This is a genomic window from Clostridium frigidicarnis (assembly GCF_900111985.1).
Classification (GTDB): domain Bacteria; phylum Bacillota; class Clostridia; order Clostridiales; family Clostridiaceae; genus Clostridium_Z; species Clostridium_Z frigidicarnis.
In genome coordinates, this window is sequence record NZ_FOKI01000055.1 from 1 (window position 1) to 16722 (window position 16722).

Here is a 16722-nt window from a genome sequence, read left to right on the forward strand (position 1 = left end):
TTGGTTAATATTCTTTTAGCTAAAGGTTCTGAGGATGTAAAAAATGATCTTCAGACTTTAATCAAAGGAGATTCTATAAGCAAAACTATTGATGAAAATATAGTTATGGGAGACATAGAAAAATCAAGCAATAATTTATGGAGTTTTTTATTGTTTACAGGGTATTTAAAGGCAAGGGAAGACTATAGACGAGAAGAAGATATATTTTATAGTTTAACAATACCTAATAGAGAAGTTAGAAGTCTTTATAAGAACATAATACAACAGTGGTTTTTAGATACAATTACAAAAAATAACTATGACATTATGCTAAATAGTCTTATAAATGGTGATATAAAAATATTTGGAAAACTTTTAAGACAATTTGTATTAAAAAGCATAAGCTACTTTGATGTGGGAGGATATGAAGGGGAAAAGGTTTATCATGCTTTTGTACTTGGAATGTTAATTTCCTTAAATGATACCCATGAAGTTTTATCTAATAGAGAAAGTGGTTATGGAAGATACGATGTAATGGTAATTCCAAAAGACATCTCTAAATTAGGCATTGTTATAGAATTTAAAAAGCTTGATCCTGACGATTATGAAACATTAGAAGAAACAGCAGATGATGCTTTAAAACAAATAGAAGATAAGAAGTATAGTGTTACTTTAGAGAATAAAGGAATAAAGAACATAAAAGAAATAGCTGTAGTGTTTAAGGGAAAAGAAGTGTATATTAAGGAAAATAAGTAAGTTGTAAATTAAAATTTTACAATAAAAAAGTAACAAGCAATTTAAATTTCACATAGATATTAAAGAAGTTTATAAAAAATAGTAGTATCCGATTAAGAGGTATGCTACTATTTTTTTGTCTTATTTTACTTACCTTTTTAACTTAATAATATACTTATCAATAAACTATTGAAAGCACAGATAATGTTATTTGAAAAATGGATAATGAGGTATTAAAAATCATATATATTGTGCACCCATTTATTTTTAATAGAATAAGATGGTAATGAAGAAGTTTTATTAGGAGAGGTATTTATATGGGATATTATGTTAAAGTAGAATCAAATGTAAAAGTTTATGTAGAGGATCTCAACCCAGATGGGGATAAGACAATCGTGTTTTTACACGGGTGGCCTGGAAGTCATAAGCTATTTGAATATCAGTTTAATCAGCTTCCTAAAATGGGGTACCGATGTATCGGTATAGATCAGAGAGGATTTGGTCAATCAGACAAGCCTTTTACAGGATATGACTACGATAGATTATCAGATGATGTTCGATGTGTAGTTGAGGTACTTAAATTAAAAAATTTTATACTAGCAGGGCATTCTACAGGAGGGGCAATTGCTATTAGATATATGGCTAGACACAATGAATATGGAGTGTCTAAACTTGCACTTTTTGCAGCAGCAGCTCCTAGTCTCATAAAGCGTTCAGATTTTCCATATGGTTTAGAAAAAGAGGCTGTAAATGAAATTATTCAAGGAACACATAATGACCGCCCTAAAATGTTACAAGACTTTGGAGATATGTTTTTCTTTCAATATGTGACTAAGCCTTTCTCAGATTGGTTCTTTCAATTAGGATTACAGGCAGCAGGTTGGGCTACTGCAGCAGTTGCAAATTCTTGGTTAGGTGAGAAAAGTTTATTTTCTGATCTTAAGAAAATAAGTGTTCCAACTTTAATTCTTCATGGTATTCATGATAAAGTTTGTCTATTTCCATTGGCAGAAGCACAAAAAGAAGGTATTAAAAATTCTAGACTCGTAGCATTTGAAAACAGTGGACACGGATTGTTCTATGATGAGCGTGACAAGTTTAATAAAGAATTGACCCAATTTATTGAGGAATAAAGTTTTTTGCTTTTGACTTGTCTAGATTAGCAGAATTTAAAGATATTTATAATTTGTAAAATAACTTCTAATAATAAATAAACTAAATTATTTAGCAAAATACCGTATTATTGCAGAAATATACGGTATTTTTATGCCATATTTCAAATATAAGGTGATATAATTACTGAAATTAGAGATATAGATAATGTTTCTTGAAAATTGAATGCTATGTTATTATAAAATAAGAAATTTTATATAATAATTTAGAAAATATATTATAAATTTTTCGCTAGATAGTTCTGATTTATTTTATATTATTACAGGAGGATAGAATAGTTGATAATTGATGGACATGCACATGCTTGTGGAGCATATTATAGTAAAAAAAGTATTACTAATTCTTTAAAAGAACAACATATAGATATGATTGTTCTTTGTCCTGGAGAACCCAATAGTGATAAAAGCTATAGTTATCCAATGTTATCTGAAAAAATTAAAAGTTCAAATTTAGGTTTTATATTTAATAGGATTATTTGTTTTATTACAAAATTGACAGGTGTAGCGAAGCACATAGATGAACAAAACAAATATGTTTATGAACTTGCAAAATCATTTCCTAAACAGATTATTCAAGCTTATTGGATAAATCCATTAGACAATTGTTGTATGGAAAAACTAGAAAAAGATTATCTAGAATATGACTTTAAAATGCTTAAATTACATCAGTGTTGGAATAAGTTTGATATTTTATCAGAAAAAAATATTAGAATATTTGAGTGGGCAACAAAAAAGAACATGCCTGTATTCATTCATCTTTTATCAAAAAAACAGGTTAGAAAATTTGTTGCGTTAAGCAATAATTTTCCTAATACAGTGATTATTGTGGCTCATATGATAGGATTTAAAGAAATTAGTGATAATAGTATAAATACAAACATTTATTATGATATGTCTGCTCCACAATTGATTTCGAAAGAAATATTGGAGCAAGTTGTAAAAAGAGTAGGGTGTAATAGAATAATACTGGGTTCAGATATTCCATATGGAGAAAGAAATTTGCAAATAAATATAGAGCGCGTTAAAAATCTTCATATTGATGATAGGGGAAGGAGTAATATAATGGGAGGAAATATCATGCAATTATTATTAAAAAAGGGTGATTTTTAGTGATACTAATATGTAATATTCATATAGTCCCTGGGTGTTAATATTGAAAAGTATAATACTGTAGAAGAATTTATAAAAAAGAATTTACTGATTTAATATGAAAAAATTTATTATTGATATAAGTACAAACGAAGAAGCAAATTGTAGTTTAAAAGGGTATTTTTTATCTAAAGTTCCTTTTACCCAAGAGTCAATGTTTGTTTTAATTAATAGAGTTATAAAGGGGTTAATTAAGTGAGTCAAATAAACTATAGGGGGGTGTTAATATGAGTGCTATTGATATTATTATTCCAATGCTTTTTATTGCTATTATTTTAAAAGAAATAGGATATATTAAAGGCTTACTAATAGCAACAAGAAAAAGCCTTATTGAAATAGTTACTGTAGTATTGGCTATAATTATTTTTATTGGAATCACATATATTTATGGAAATAGTTTAATTCACTATATAACAGGGGGATTAGGTGTTTTTATGTTTATAAGCATGTGGGTTAAACAAGGAATTAGCGTGAAAGGCTTCATATCAATGTATAAGTACAAAGATGTTATATCATGGGAAGAAATAGACAAAGTTATTTTAATTAGCTCAAAAGATATAAACGTTAAATTATTAGGCGGTTTTATGGGGCAGACATTTCATTTTAAAAAGAGTGATTATGATAAAATTATTACTATTTTAAAAGAAAGATTACCGAATAAAACAGATTTACAGGTAATCGAGAAAGGATAACTATGTACAAAGTATGAAGCAAAGATTAGTTATAATAGATTTAGAAAGGAGTTTATCATGGGAATAGATTACAAAGACAAATCATACAAACTTTTAATAATGTGGATAATTGTATTTTTGGGGTTAATGATAGCAGGAACTATTGTGCCAAAAATATATTTTTCAAAAGTTACAATAGAAGTTATGATGAAAATAATGTTAATGCTAGTTCTTTTGGCACTTCTTACGCTATTTTATATTATTTATAAAACTGAGAATATTTACTGGATTAATGGAACAAGTTATGATGAGGCAAAGTTTGCAACAAGTGAAAGGCGTAAAAAATTTGCTATGAGGCACTTAAAACCTTTTCTCAAAGCAACAGCTATTTATGGTGTTTATTGCATAATAGGTATTATAATTAATACTTCTGAATGGATAGATATTACTACTTTTATACTTATTATTATTATAGCGGATGTAAAGACAATACCTATTAAATTATGAGTATAATTGTCCATTGGGACATAAATTATATTATATGAAAAAGAATAGATAGTTAATTTTCTGAAAATAAAGAAGGGTGTATAAAATGTTATAAACGGGGGGAGGAAAAATGAGAGATAATAACAATTCAATTTTAAACGAGATTTTTAGACTTTTTCAACTAAATATATTAGAAGTTAATATTAATGAGATTGGTAATTCAACTAATTTAATTTATGAATTGCAAAATGAAAACGATGCATATATTTTAAGAATTTCAAGACAACCTTTTTATAATTTACCACAATATGAAGCTGAAATGGATTATGTAAATTATCTATTTTATATGCAAGTAAATGTATCAAAAATTATTCTATCTATAAATAATAAACTTGTAGAAGTTATATATAGTAATGCTGAATGTTATTTTATAAATGGGGAAAGACAATGGGTAAAATTCATTGTTTAGCAAAGAATTATACACTAAAAGAAGGAGCATGTACAAGGAAACAATGGAATGAAGATCTTAATTTTAAAGGGGAATATGCAATTGATGAAGAAGATTGTGTTATTTATAATATATGGACTGAAATAATAAAAGAAATGAATACTTTTCCTAAAGACAAGGACTCTTATGGTTTGATACATAATGATTTTCATCAGTATAATTTTTTTATTTATGATGGTGACATAACCGTTTTTGATTTTGACGATTGTTTATATCATTGGTACATTTGTGATGTTGCAATTGCTATTTATCATTCTTTGCAAACAATTTCTGTGAAAAGTGTACAAGAGCGTGTAGAGTTTGGAATTAAGTTTACTGAAAGTTTTTTGAAAGGGTATTTAGAAGAAAATAAAATTAAAGAAAAATGGATAGACAGAATACCATTATTTTTAGAGTACAGAAGGATTTGCTCATACAACTTTATTTTAAAATTGTGGAGAAAAAATGAACTTAATGATTGTCAGAAGGAGTATTTAAGAAATATGAGGTATAATATCGAGAATCGAATTCCATATATTAATATTGATTTCAAGAGGTTAAAAAAATTAAGTGAGTCAAATAAACTATAGGGGAATGACTAATAAAGCATATTATTCTTGTATTATAAATTAATAAAAGTAAATAATAAATTTAAAATCTCACATTCTTCAGAAATGAATGTGAGATATTTTTTGCTACGCAATACAAATAAAGATATTGAATCTATAAAATTAATTGACACTACCAAAGGTATTTCAATCTCAATACAAAAGCTTTGTAAATTTGAATAATGTCATATTTACAATATATGCTATAATTAATTCATAATAGTAAATTATAAGGAGTAAAATCATGAATTATATAATTGTTGGTGTACTTGCAGGAGCAGGGTTCTTAATGTGGATAGTAAGTATTATTAATCAGATGCGAAGTGATATAGCACGTATAAATATAAATTTAAATAAAATTGCTAAACAAGTTGGAGTACCTAATACAATAAATGATGAAATAAAAAGTCTTCTTTTAGAAGGCAAAAAGATTGAAGCAATAAAAAAATATAGAATTGCTACTGGACTTGGATTAAAAGAGTCAAAAGAATATATTGATTCTTTAAGAAAATAGAATATTAAAATATATAAATAATTTACTTATATTATGGATTATTAAAAATGAGTAGTAGATTAAAATATCGCAATATTCAGAAATGGATTTGGGATATTTTTTGTTTACAATACAAATATAAACATAAATTGACGTAACTAATATTCTATAAAAATTGAATACCATTGTATTCTAAATTAATATAATAATTTAGAAAATATGTTATAATTTTCTTGTGTTATAGGCCGGATTCATAATAAAAGGCAAAATAAAAATTATTTAAGTGGAGGATGAGCTTATGATTAAAATTAGGCAATTAACGGAAGGGGATATGGAACAAGCAATAGAATTAAGGATATTGTGTTGGACAGAAGAATTGGCTGGTAAGGCTGAAAACACTCTTTCTGTTTCGAAAGAATTAGATCTTTGGTTAGAATGGATGAATACAGCTAAAGAAAATAAGGATATTCGTTTGTTGATTGGAGCATTTGAAAATAATAAGATGCTTGGTGTAGCCTTTAGCAGTTTTGCTGAAACCTTTGACATACCTGAAAAAGGGATAGAGTTGAATGGTCTTTGGGTATATCCTGACCAGCGAGGCAAAGGAATTTCCCTGATGATGATGATTTACACATTGGATTTTTATTTAGAGAAAGACATGGAGAAGATTGTTGTCTATAACCATCATTATTCATCATCAAATGAGTTTTATCGTAAATTTGGTGCAGAGGTTGCCAAACAGGAATATCAGATGGAAAGTAGACTTTTGGTGGATGTATTCTTAGCAGACATGCTGTCAATGAAAAGGAATATGGAGAAGTCGTTAAAGAAATACGTATAGGAGTATAAGAATAATCTGTATACAAAGTAATACGCATTATGTAAATTAATTAGAATTATATGCCACTATTGTTAATAGTTAAATAAGGATAATAAAAAAGGTTGTATTAACCATGGTTTTATGATTGGTATAATCTTAAAGGATATGATAACATCTGCTTTATTTTGAAGGGGGGTGAAAAAGATGAATCCAGTAATAAGCCTTATAATGTCATTTTTTTTAGTGACTATGTTAAATATTATCTTAAATAAAAACAGCAAATATCTTAAAAAGGAAATACCATGGCAACATTACTTATTTGGGTATTTTTTCATATTGTATCTTATGATTACTTTAGTATTAATAGTAGGGGTTCCTTCTTTGTTTGAATGGAAAAGATGTTTAAGATTAAATCAACCAATATTTAATCCTCATATAAATTTAGTGCCTTTTAGAGATGCATTTGAAATTACAAGTATATTTAACATTATATTATTTATGCCTTTTGGATTTTTATTGCCAACTCTGTGGGAAAAATACCGTAACCTATGGTCAACCTTTTATTATGGACTATTTTTCTCGTTTATTATTGAATTTAGCCAATTATTTGTAAGAAACCGTGCTACTGATATAAATGATTTAATATTTAATACTCTAGGAACTATATGTGGTTGGATAATTTTTAATAGCATGAGAAAGGTCTTGCACAAATTGACTGATAAAACAGTAGTTAACATTTTATCTAGTGATACCTTGGCTATTAAATTAGAACCTTATCTATACATTGTGATTGCGATTATATGCGCTTTTTTTCAATAAAAGAAAGAATAAAAAGTCTCTCTTTAATATCTTATAATTTATTTAGATTAAAGTGATAAATAGAAATTTTATAAAAAAGTGAGGGATAAGTATGAAAAGTAATGTTGATATACGCAAAGTGAAAATTGGAGATGAGAAAGTATTAGCTTATATACAAACAGAATCATGGAAATTTGCATTTAGTAAAATTTTATCCAAAGAAGATTTAGATAAATATACTAATATAAATAAAGCTGAAGAAATGTACACTGTGTTATTAAACAAAGATATAGGGAATGGATTTATTTTATCAGTTGATGGTAAACCTCATTGTATAGCATACTGGAATAAGACAAGAGATGAAGAAATGGATAATTATGCAGAGATTATTTGCATACATAGTTTATATGAAAATTGGGGGAAGGGATATGGCTCAATAATGATGGAGTATATCTTAAAAGAAATAAAAGGAACTGGATTTAATAAAGTAATGTTATGGGTTTTTGAAGAAAATAATAGAGCACGTAAATTCTACGAAAATCATGGATTTGTTTTGACAGAAAAATCTAAGAAATTTAGTGATGCTATTGAGGTCATGTATTACAAGGAGTTATAAATAACAAAAATAACACAGTTAGTAAAATTCCAATTTAAGGTTTAGTATTATAAATTAGTAATTTATGAGGAGAAATTTATTATGAATAAAATTACATGTATTTGTTTAGGTGTAAGAAGTATGGAGAAGGCAATAAAGTTTTATAGAGACGAACTTGGATTTCAAACTGATGAAAAAAGTAATAACCCTGATGTTATATTTTTTAATACATCTGGAACAAAATTTGAACTGTTTCCTTTAGAGTTATTAGTAAAAGATATTAGCGAAGAAAATACTCCCAAAATAGCTAATGGTTTTGCAGGAATCACATTAGCTTATAATGTAGAACATAAAGAAGATGTTGATAAGGTTATCGAATTAGTCAGAAACGCTGGTGCTCAAATAGTTAAAGAACCTCAAGATGTATTTTGGGGTGGATATCATGCATATTTTGCTGATTTAGATGGTTACTATTGGGAAGTTGCTTGGGGTCCAAACTTTGCATATGATGATAACGGAATGCTTGTTTTTTAACAGGTGAATTCTATACTAAATAGTAATTTGAGGTGACAAATATAGATTATTTATATTACTGGAGGTGCGATTATATGGTTATTGAAACAAGTCGTCTTTTAATGAGGAAACCCCAACTTCAGGATTTTGATAGATTCTGGGGGATGATTAATGACCCTGTTGCAAAGTATTATACAGGAGGAATCACAAAGTTAAAATATAATCAGCGACTGGAATTGTTCAAAGATGACTGCATAGTTCCATTTTCAGATGATGCCGTTGAATTCGCTGTTATAGAGAAAGAAAGCGGAAAGTATTTAGGGTACTGCGGATTTAGGAGTTCAGATGATTTAGGCGGAAATGAATTTCTATATGGCTATTGTCAGGATTGTTGGGGACAAGGGTACGGATTTGAGGCCGCTGACGCTGTATTGCAGCATCTGTTTAAAACTCTTAGGAATGATAGTTACATTGCAACTGCAGATGCAGCTAATATTGCAACAGTAAAGATTCTAAAGAAACTTGGGTTCAGAAAGGCAAGTGAGGTTGCAAGTGAGAATATTGGAGTAGTTGATAAGTATGTCATTGAAAAAGGAAATTACTTGGCAAGGTCAAGAGTATAAGGTGAACTTTGAAAAATAAGTATAGTATATATTTGTAAAAATAATTCATTTGATATAATATAATTAATATTAGTTAGAATACACTGAGCAACAATTATTTATATAAATTTGTGAGGTGAAATGGATGGATAGAGAAAAAAGTAAGGACCGAAAAACTTATTTTAAAGTTATAGTCAGTGCATTAATTGGTGCTGTATTAGGAATACTAGCTTATACAAACAATTGGTTGGGATAATAATATGAAATTGAATAAGGATAATACAATTTAGCATATTATTCTTATTTAACACAATAACTAACCATAAAAATTTATAACTCCGTAATTGAAATATATTAAAAAAACACTGTACTATTCAAAATTGAATTTTACGGTGTTTTAATTTTGTATTACAAATATAGGATGATACAGCTACTAAGATAAGATATGCGGAAAGTGTTCTTTAAAAAATGAATAATATGTTATGATTTTTTTATAACACATGGTGAAATTGATTAAAAAAGCCATATAAGGATTATTTATATAATCTATAAGATGAAAGGGTATGTAATTATGGGAATAAGTTTCAAAAATTATGATGGAAAAAGTGGGTGTACTGCTAACTATGAAAAGGTTAGAAAATTTTTGATTGAAATTAATGAAAATAAAATAGTTAGTTCAAATTTTTTGTGGGCACGTTGGGAATGGATGCATTCATTAACTCGTTATATGGATGTAAAATCTTTACATAATATAGGATTATGGATGGAGGGAGACAAAATTGTTGGTTTAGCAACATACGAATTAGAACTTGGATATGGATATTTTATCTTGGACCCATCCTATGGATATTTAAAATCAGATATGCTTTCTTATGCAAAAAAGAGTTTTGCCAAAGATGGTAAGTTTAAGGCATTGATTAATGACACTGATAGAGAGTTTCAAAAAATAGCATTAACGCAAGGATTTTATCCTACCGAAGAATATGAAAAAACAGCAATAATAGATATATCAGATGAAATCTCATATGAATTGCCAAGAGGATTTTCAATTCACAGCTTGGAAGATGGATTTAATGAATATAGATTAAATCGTTGTAAATATCGTGGTTTTAACAATGGGGAAGAAATGCCAGAAGGTGAATCAACTGAAATGAATGAAGAATATTTAGGACCAAATTTAAATAAAAATATCCATATTTATTTAACTGCACCTGATGGTGAATATGTTGCTTATTGTGGTTCTTGGTATGACAAAATAACAGGTTATGCTTATATAGAGCCTGTTTGTACTGACCCCTTATATAGAAAAATGGGATGTGGAAAAGCAGTAGTATTGGAGGCTGTAAAACGTTGTGGTCTTCTCGGAGCAAAACATGCATTTGTTATTTCTTCACAACAATTTTATTATAATATTGGTTTTTATCCATATTCTAATAATACATGGTGGAGTGCAAAATAACATAATGTATAGTTGAATTAATACACTTTATTCTTATTAGGAGTACTATCTTATTAAAAATAGAACGAATCTTCCTTCATATTTATTTTATGTTGTTTTTAGTTAGATATAATATTATAAAAAGGATAAGAAATACTAAAATTTAGATTTTGAATCCCTGTATTTTAAAGAAATAATTAAGAAACTTCTTCCTATTGTATATAATGTCTTTATAATATTATTAGATAGCTTATTTTGAAAATCATACATGGATATGAGGTCAAAAAAGCGTTAATAAACAACTTTGGGGTGAGAAAATTGAAAACTATAGTTTTAATCACAGGTACCGAGCTTACAAGAATATTTTTACATAACCAATTACAAGAATGCCTGGGAGAGTTTGCTATTATAAAAAGTTATGCGGTAGATGAAGGTATTAGCAAGGATGACATTTGTGGAGATTTTTTAGTTTTTTCAAGTAAAATTACGTATGATAAGACGAATACAGACATAATTGATATTCCATATATTATTGCAAAAAGAACTTTTAATTTCGCTAATGTGGACAAGCTTTTATATTTAAAACAGGGAACTGAAGTACTTTTTGTAAATGATGTAAAAGAAACAACTTATAGTGTTATCGAAGATTTAAATAACTTAGAAATAAATCATATAAAATTTATACCTTATTATCCTGGGATAGATAAATATAAATGTTATGAAGTTGCAGTAACTCCTGGTGAGGTTGACATGGTTCCTAAAGGAGCTAAAACCATTATAGATATAGGAGGTAGGCCTATTGAGATAAGTAGTCTTATTGAGATAATACAGGGTATCGGATATTATGATGAAAGGGGAAATGATATTTCATCTAGCTACGTGAAAAAGATAACAGGAATGAGAAATGTATTGTCAATAACAAATGGTGAGGTAATTACATCAAATAGGGATCTAGAAAGGATAGTATTATCTTTAAATAGGTTTCAAATAAAAAATTATAAAAATCTTTTTCAAGTTGCAAAAAACTTTCTTTTAATAGACAATATGAATCTTAATATTAAAGAAGATCTTTATAAAAAGAGGTATTATGCTAAATATACCTTTGATCATATAGTAGGAAAAAGTAAAGAGATAACTGAAGCTAAAAATATAGCAAAAAAACTTGCAGGAACAAATCTTTCAGTATTAATTGAAGGCCTTAGTGGTACTGGTAAGGAACTTTTTGCTTCTGCCATACATAATTATTCCCCAAGGAGTGACGAGCCATTTCTTGCAGTAAATTTTAGTGCTTTACCTGAGGAACTAATTGAAAGTGAGCTATTTGGATATGAATCAGGAGCCTTTACAGGTGCTAGAAAGGGAGGTAAAATTGGCTTGTTTGAACAGGCAAGTGGAGGAACTATATTTTTAGATAAAATAGGTGATGCTTCATTTGCATTGCAAATGAGATTATTAAGGGTACTTCAGGAAAAAGAGATTATGAGAGTTGGTGGAGACAGGATAATACCTATAGATGTAAGAGTAGTTGCGGCTACTAATAAAAATCTCACTAAATTAGTTGATGAAGGTAAATTCAGAGAAGATTTATATTACAGATTGAAAGTTGGATATCTAGTTATACCGCCTTTAAGAAATAGAAAGGAGGACATAGCTGATATAATAAATGAGTTTTTTATACGTAAGGATAGCAAAATGAAAGTTTCATCTGAAGTAGTAGAAATTTTTAATAATGCACAGTGGAGAGGAAATGTAAGAGAACTTATAAATACATTAGAATATGCATATGAATTTTGTGATGGTGATTGTATAAAAGAAGAACATTTGCCTATAGACTTTAAGTATGTTGAAAAATGCTCTTATAAATCTCCTAAAAAAGACATAGATTATGAGCTTAAAACTATACTAGAGGAGATATATAAGTATCAAAATGAAAACTTAATAATAGGTAGAAGACTTTTATCAGAAGTGCTGATAGATAGAGGTTTGAATTTTAGTGAGCAAACAATTAGAACAAAATTAAATAGTCTACAACACTTAGATTTTATAACAAAAAGTAAAGGGAAAAGTGGAACTAAGATTACAAGTAAGGGTATCGAATGGTTAAAACAAAATGGTTAAAGTGTATGATATAAACCAATAAAACAACCAGAATAAACTTATAACATGAAAATAAAAGTTTTGAATTATATAAATATAGCTTTTTAAATGTGAAAGAAAGGGACTAAATTTGTAGATTAAAGTAACATTATATAACTTATAGCTGTAAATTAAAAATTTACAGCTATTTTTGTTGGCATAGTTCTTGCTTTAGTTTATTAATGAGACCAAAATAGGGGGTATGAAAATGATTACAATTATTAAAAATGGTGAGGTTTATTCACCAGAATACTTAGGAAAGAAAGATGTGGTACTTGTCGGTGACAAAATTGAGGGGATTTATGATAATATTGATATTCCAAAGGAGTTCATAGATATCAATGTTATAGATGCCAGTGGCAAGTTAATTTTACCAGGCTTTATAGATTCTCATGTTCATATATTAGGAGGCGGAGGTGAGGGTGGATTTAAAACAAGAACACCCGAAATCCAACTATCTGATTTATTATTAGGTGGAATAACAACTGTAGTAGGTTGCCTTGGAACAGATGGTGTATGTAGGGATATTAAATCCCTATTAGCTAAAGCTAGAGCTTTAGATGAGGAGGGCATAACAACTTACATATATACAGGTTCTTATGAAATACCGGTAAATACTATAACTGATACTGTAAGATCAGATGTTATTCTTATAGACAAGATTATAGGAGCAGGAGAGATAGCAATCTCTGATCATAGGTCTTCGCAAGGTACTTTTAATGATTTTGTAGATGTTGTAGCTCAGGCTAGAGTAGGAGGAATGCTGTCAGGTAAAGCAGGAATTGTAAATGTTCATATCGGAGATGGAAAAAGTGAATTAAGTTACCTTTCAAAAATGTTGCAGGAAACAGATTTACCAGTATCTCAGGTTGTTCCAACTCATATAAACAGAAGTGAAAAAGTTTTTCATGCCGGAATTCAGTTTGCAAAGTTAGGAGGATTTGTAGATTTGACTACAAGTTCTGATCCAGAGTTTTTAGAAGAAGATGAAGTAAAAGCAAGTATTGGATTAAGAAGGATGATGGAAGAAGGCATATCTATAGATCAGATTATGTTTTCATCAGATGGACAAGGAAGTTTACCTATGTATAATAAGGTGGGGGAACTAATTGGATTAGGAATAGGTTCAGTTCAGTCTTTGTTTAGAGAAGTAAAAGATGCAGTTAAAAAAGATAGAGTTAACCTTGAAGATGCGATTAAGGTTATTACATCAAATCCTGCTCGTGCTTTAAAACTAAACAGCAAGGGAAAAATAGAAAAGGGAATGGATGCAGATGTAGTAATTATTGATAAGGATCAGTTTAAAATTGCAAATGTCATTGTTGAGGGTAGAGAGGCACTATCAGAAGGCAATCTTTTAATTAAGGGAACCTTTGAAAAGTAAATAGTATTCTATAAATTTATTAAAAGTTGGTCTGAGTATTCTCAGACCTTTTTTATTGACAAAACTGTACTTGGTGTGTAGAATGTGATGTAAAGACATACACAGTTAGGAGGGATAAATTGAACGTTGTTCTTTCAAATACTTCAGAAAAACCTTTATACCAACAAATTAAAGAGCAAATAAAATCAGCAATATTAAAAGGTGAACTAAAAAATGGAGAGTTATTACCATCTATCCGTAATTTTTCAACAGATCTTAGAGTCAGTGTCTTAACAATTCGTAGAGTGTATGATGAATTGGAAAAAGAGGGATTTGTAACAAGTCAGGCAGGTAAAGGGACTTTTGTATTAGCTGGGAATACAGATTTAATCAAGGATACAAAAAGATTAATAGTGGAGGAGAAGATGTTTGACATGGTGTCCACAGCAAAAATGATGGAAATAAGTAAAAAAGAGCTTATGGACATGATGGATATTATTTACGAGGAGGAATAAGTTATGAGTGATGTATTAAATGTTTGCGAGATTTCAAAGAAATTTCAAAATTTCGGACTAAACAATGTATCTTTTAATATTCAAGAAAACTGTATCACTGGATTTATTGGGAAAAATGGTGCAGGGAAAACTACATTAATAAAGACTTTATTAGGTTTATTGAAAAAAGATAGTGGTGAAATCGCATTTTTTTCAAACAAATATCAGGGAAATGATTCTTTGATAAAGAATAAAATAGGTGTTGTCTTAGATGATGGATTTTTTTATGAACATCTAACTCTAAATGAAATGAAAAATTTGATTGCTTCTTGTTATAGTTATTGGAATGAAGGAAAGTATCAAGAATACTTAAAAAAATTCCGATTAAATCCAAAGCAATCCATATCAACATTGTCAAAAGGAATGAAGCTTAAATATTCTTTGGCGTTAGCTTTATCCCATGGTGCTGATCTTCTTATTATGGATGAACCAACTTCTGGACTTGATCCTAAAATACGAAAAGAGTTAATGGATATATTAAGTGAATTTGTCCAAGAAGAAGGAAAGAGTGCTTTTTTCTCAACACACATTACTAGTGATTTGGAACGATGTGCTGATGAAATCATAATTATTGATAACGGAAGAATTATTGAACAAGCAGGGAAAGACGATATAATAGAGTCTTATCGCTTAATAAAAGGCACATTAGATGATTTAGAAAAAATAAGGGAAGTTCCTCTTAAAATGCTTGATCAATCAAGGTATGGTTTCACAGGCATTACGAAAGAATTTCAGACAATACAATCACTAAATTCTAATATGGTTATAGAAAAAGCAACTTTAGAAGATATATTTTTGACAATTATAGGAGGAGAATAATATGAATGCAATTTACAATTTATTCAAAAAAGACTTTTTACTAATAAAGAAATATTTACTACCCATTATTGGGTTCATTATGGTAGCTCCTATATTCATTTCATATAGAACTCCTGCATTTCAACAGAACGGAAATATTCTTTATAGTATGTTAGTATTGATGATAACATTTATGGTATATCATGCAATATCTATGGAGGAAATGAAGCAAAAAGGTGAAATCTATCTCAGAATAACACCTATGTCAATTAACAAAGTTGTTATGGCAAAATATGTTTTGGTCACCTTTATATTCATAGTAACCACAGCTTTATTTTTAATACTATCACATTTGCCAGTGGTTCCTGTAGGTAAAGTAGATATAAAAAACATACTACTATTTTTTGCAGTAATAGAAATATTTTTTGGAATTTATATTCCCATGACATTTAAACTTGGCTATGTTAAGTTGCAAATGATAAGTGCAGGAATTATTTTTATATCACCATTCGTCATATCTCTTATTACAAAATACTTAGGAAGTGACATCCCATTAATAGCTACTATTGAAAATAGTTCTATATGGATGGTTGCTATGCTATCATTATTGATTACAGGTGCGTCTATTAGTCTTGGAATTATGGCATCAAATAAAAGTATTAAGAACAAAGAGTATTAGGATGGTGAATTAAATGGAACAAAATGCACAAGCTATTGTGCTTTTTAGATTTGCAGCAGCATTTTGCATATTATATTCTGTACACCAGTATATTAGTTTTATGATGAATAAACGACTAATAAGCTACACAATGGCAACAATTATTGATACAAACACCGCTTTACCAGAAACCATGAAAAAAAGTAACTCTAGATGGGCTGTGGTAAGCTTTATAGTAGATGGAAAAGATTATATATCTTCAAGTAGAATTCAAGTTTCCATGAATGATTCTATAGGAGATCAAATAAAAATTGCTTATTATAAAGATAATCCTAGTGACCTTTTCACACCAAATTTAAAAAAAGCAGGTATATCTTTTGTCATTGGTATTTTATGTACAGCCATTATGTTTTATCTTAAGGCTAATAGTTAAATGTAAGTTATTGAGCATTATCATTAGTTAATCAATTATAAAATTTTAAATCTGTGGATAACTTTGATAACTATTAAAATATATAGATTTTTTAGCTGAAAACTTTAATGAGTGAAAAATTACAAGTGGCAAGTTGCAAGAGTTTAAGAAATTGACAATTCAAGGATAAATCTTCTAAGGAAGATTTTAAAATTTAAAAAATATAATTTAGAGAAAATCTGTGATTTTCAACCT

The 16722-nt window shown here is 28.5% G+C and carries 20 protein-coding genes; all 20 read left to right on the top strand.

Features of this window, described 5'->3' with window-relative positions; translation table 11 throughout:
* Positions 1-735: PD-(D/E)XK nuclease domain-containing protein (locus tag BM119_RS17900; protein WP_177199492.1), on the top strand; the 735-nt coding region annotated here is incomplete at its 5' end.
* A gap of 296 nt (positions 736-1031) precedes the next feature.
* Entirely contained in the window at positions 1032-1847 is an 816-nt protein-coding gene (locus BM119_RS17905) for an alpha/beta fold hydrolase (RefSeq protein ID WP_090043082.1), read from the top strand.
* A gap of 318 nt (positions 1848-2165) precedes the next feature.
* Positions 2166-2996, top strand: a complete 831-nt coding sequence (locus BM119_RS17910; protein ID WP_090043083.1) for an amidohydrolase family protein — start codon at positions 2166-2168, stop codon at positions 2994-2996.
* 266 nt (positions 2997-3262) lie between these two features.
* Entirely contained in the window at positions 3263-3727 is a 465-nt protein-coding gene (locus tag BM119_RS17915) for a hypothetical protein (protein ID WP_090043084.1), read from the top strand.
* Between the two features lie 57 nt (positions 3728-3784).
* Positions 3785-4213, top strand: coding sequence for a hypothetical protein (locus BM119_RS17920; protein WP_090043085.1), 429 nt, complete (start codon positions 3785-3787; stop codon positions 4211-4213).
* 109 nt (positions 4214-4322) lie between these two features.
* A complete protein-coding gene (locus BM119_RS17925) occupies positions 4323-4661 on the top strand; it encodes a hypothetical protein (RefSeq protein WP_090043086.1) in 339 nt (112 codons plus the stop codon).
* On the top strand, positions 4640-5269 hold the full coding sequence (locus BM119_RS17930; RefSeq protein WP_177199493.1) for a phosphotransferase enzyme family protein: 630 nt from the start codon (positions 4640-4642) through the stop codon (positions 5267-5269). The genes BM119_RS17925 and BM119_RS17930 overlap by 22 nt, the downstream gene beginning before the upstream one ends.
* Before the next feature lie 262 nt (positions 5270-5531).
* Positions 5532-5801 carry a ribosomal protein L7/L12 gene (locus BM119_RS17935; RefSeq protein ID WP_090043088.1) on the top strand — a complete coding sequence of 90 codons (270 nt, stop codon included), beginning with the start codon at positions 5532-5534 and terminating at the stop codon, positions 5799-5801.
* Between the two features lie 277 nt (positions 5802-6078).
* Positions 6079-6621 carry a GNAT family N-acetyltransferase gene (locus BM119_RS17940; RefSeq protein WP_090043089.1) on the top strand — a complete coding sequence of 181 codons (543 nt, stop codon included), beginning with the start codon at positions 6079-6081 and terminating at the stop codon, positions 6619-6621.
* A 183-nt stretch (positions 6622-6804) separates the two neighbouring features.
* A complete protein-coding gene (locus BM119_RS17945; RefSeq protein ID WP_090043090.1) occupies positions 6805-7419 on the top strand; it encodes a VanZ family protein in 615 nt (204 codons plus the stop codon).
* Between the two features lie 91 nt (positions 7420-7510).
* Entirely contained in the window at positions 7511-8014 is a 504-nt protein-coding gene (locus BM119_RS17950; protein ID WP_090043091.1) for a GNAT family N-acetyltransferase, read from the top strand.
* Between the two features lie 81 nt (positions 8015-8095).
* The gene (locus BM119_RS17955; protein ID WP_090043092.1) at positions 8096-8527 is read left to right on the top strand and encodes a VOC family protein; all 432 of its coding nucleotides are present in this window, start codon (positions 8096-8098) and stop codon (positions 8525-8527) included.
* A gap of 74 nt (positions 8528-8601) precedes the next feature.
* Positions 8602-9129 (top strand): GNAT family N-acetyltransferase, encoded by a 528-nt coding sequence (locus BM119_RS17960; protein WP_090043093.1) that lies wholly within the window; start codon positions 8602-8604, stop codon positions 9127-9129.
* A gap of 550 nt (positions 9130-9679) precedes the next feature.
* The gene (locus BM119_RS17965; protein WP_177199494.1) at positions 9680-10567 is read left to right on the top strand and encodes a GNAT family N-acetyltransferase; all 888 of its coding nucleotides are present in this window, start codon (positions 9680-9682) and stop codon (positions 10565-10567) included.
* A 297-nt stretch (positions 10568-10864) separates the two neighbouring features.
* Entirely contained in the window at positions 10865-12664 is a 1800-nt protein-coding gene (locus tag BM119_RS17970; protein WP_090043095.1) for a sigma 54-interacting transcriptional regulator, read from the top strand.
* 226 nt (positions 12665-12890) lie between these two features.
* Positions 12891-14066, top strand: a complete 1176-nt coding sequence (gene iadA, locus BM119_RS17975; RefSeq protein ID WP_090043096.1) for a beta-aspartyl-peptidase — start codon at positions 12891-12893, stop codon at positions 14064-14066.
* Between the two features lie 119 nt (positions 14067-14185).
* Positions 14186-14560: a GntR family transcriptional regulator gene (locus tag BM119_RS17980; RefSeq protein WP_090043097.1), complete on the top strand. Its 375-nt coding sequence runs from the start codon at positions 14186-14188 to the stop codon at positions 14558-14560.
* 3 nt (positions 14561-14563) lie between these two features.
* Positions 14564-15418, top strand: a complete 855-nt coding sequence (locus BM119_RS17985; protein ID WP_090043098.1) for an ABC transporter ATP-binding protein — start codon at positions 14564-14566, stop codon at positions 15416-15418.
* A gap of 1 nt (position 15419) precedes the next feature.
* Positions 15420-16076, top strand: a complete 657-nt coding sequence (locus tag BM119_RS17990) for an ABC-2 transporter permease (protein ID WP_090043099.1) — start codon at positions 15420-15422, stop codon at positions 16074-16076.
* Positions 16077-16089: 13 nt separating this feature from the next.
* Positions 16090-16488, top strand: a complete 399-nt coding sequence (locus BM119_RS17995; protein ID WP_090043100.1) for a hypothetical protein — start codon at positions 16090-16092, stop codon at positions 16486-16488.
* The last annotated feature ends 234 nt before the right edge of the window (positions 16489-16722 follow it).

Coding starts and splice junctions, on each gene's coding strand:
- BM119_RS17905 (WP_090043082.1), top strand. CDS start 1,032: ATGGGATATTATGTTAAAGTAGAATCAAATGTAAAAGTTTATGTAGAG.
- BM119_RS17915 (WP_090043084.1), top strand. CDS start 3,263: ATGAGTGCTATTGATATTATTATTCCAATGCTTTTTATTGCTATTATT.
- BM119_RS17920 (WP_090043085.1), top strand. CDS start 3,785: ATGGGAATAGATTACAAAGACAAATCATACAAACTTTTAATAATGTGG.
- BM119_RS17925 (WP_090043086.1), top strand. CDS start 4,323: ATGAGAGATAATAACAATTCAATTTTAAACGAGATTTTTAGACTTTTT.
- BM119_RS17930 (WP_177199493.1), top strand. CDS start 4,640: ATGGGTAAAATTCATTGTTTAGCAAAGAATTATACACTAAAAGAAGGA.
- BM119_RS17935 (WP_090043088.1), top strand. CDS start 5,532: ATGAATTATATAATTGTTGGTGTACTTGCAGGAGCAGGGTTCTTAATG.
- BM119_RS17940 (WP_090043089.1), top strand. CDS start 6,079: ATGATTAAAATTAGGCAATTAACGGAAGGGGATATGGAACAAGCAATA.
- BM119_RS17945 (WP_090043090.1), top strand. CDS start 6,805: ATGAATCCAGTAATAAGCCTTATAATGTCATTTTTTTTAGTGACTATG.
- BM119_RS17950 (WP_090043091.1), top strand. CDS start 7,511: ATGAAAAGTAATGTTGATATACGCAAAGTGAAAATTGGAGATGAGAAA.
- BM119_RS17955 (WP_090043092.1), top strand. CDS start 8,096: ATGAATAAAATTACATGTATTTGTTTAGGTGTAAGAAGTATGGAGAAG.
- BM119_RS17960 (WP_090043093.1), top strand. CDS start 8,602: ATGGTTATTGAAACAAGTCGTCTTTTAATGAGGAAACCCCAACTTCAG.
- BM119_RS17965 (WP_177199494.1), top strand. CDS start 9,680: ATGGGAATAAGTTTCAAAAATTATGATGGAAAAAGTGGGTGTACTGCT.
- iadA (WP_090043096.1), top strand. CDS start 12,891: ATGATTACAATTATTAAAAATGGTGAGGTTTATTCACCAGAATACTTA.
- BM119_RS17985 (WP_090043098.1), top strand. CDS start 14,564: ATGAGTGATGTATTAAATGTTTGCGAGATTTCAAAGAAATTTCAAAAT.
- BM119_RS17990 (WP_090043099.1), top strand. CDS start 15,420: ATGAATGCAATTTACAATTTATTCAAAAAAGACTTTTTACTAATAAAG.
- BM119_RS17995 (WP_090043100.1), top strand. CDS start 16,090: ATGGAACAAAATGCACAAGCTATTGTGCTTTTTAGATTTGCAGCAGCA.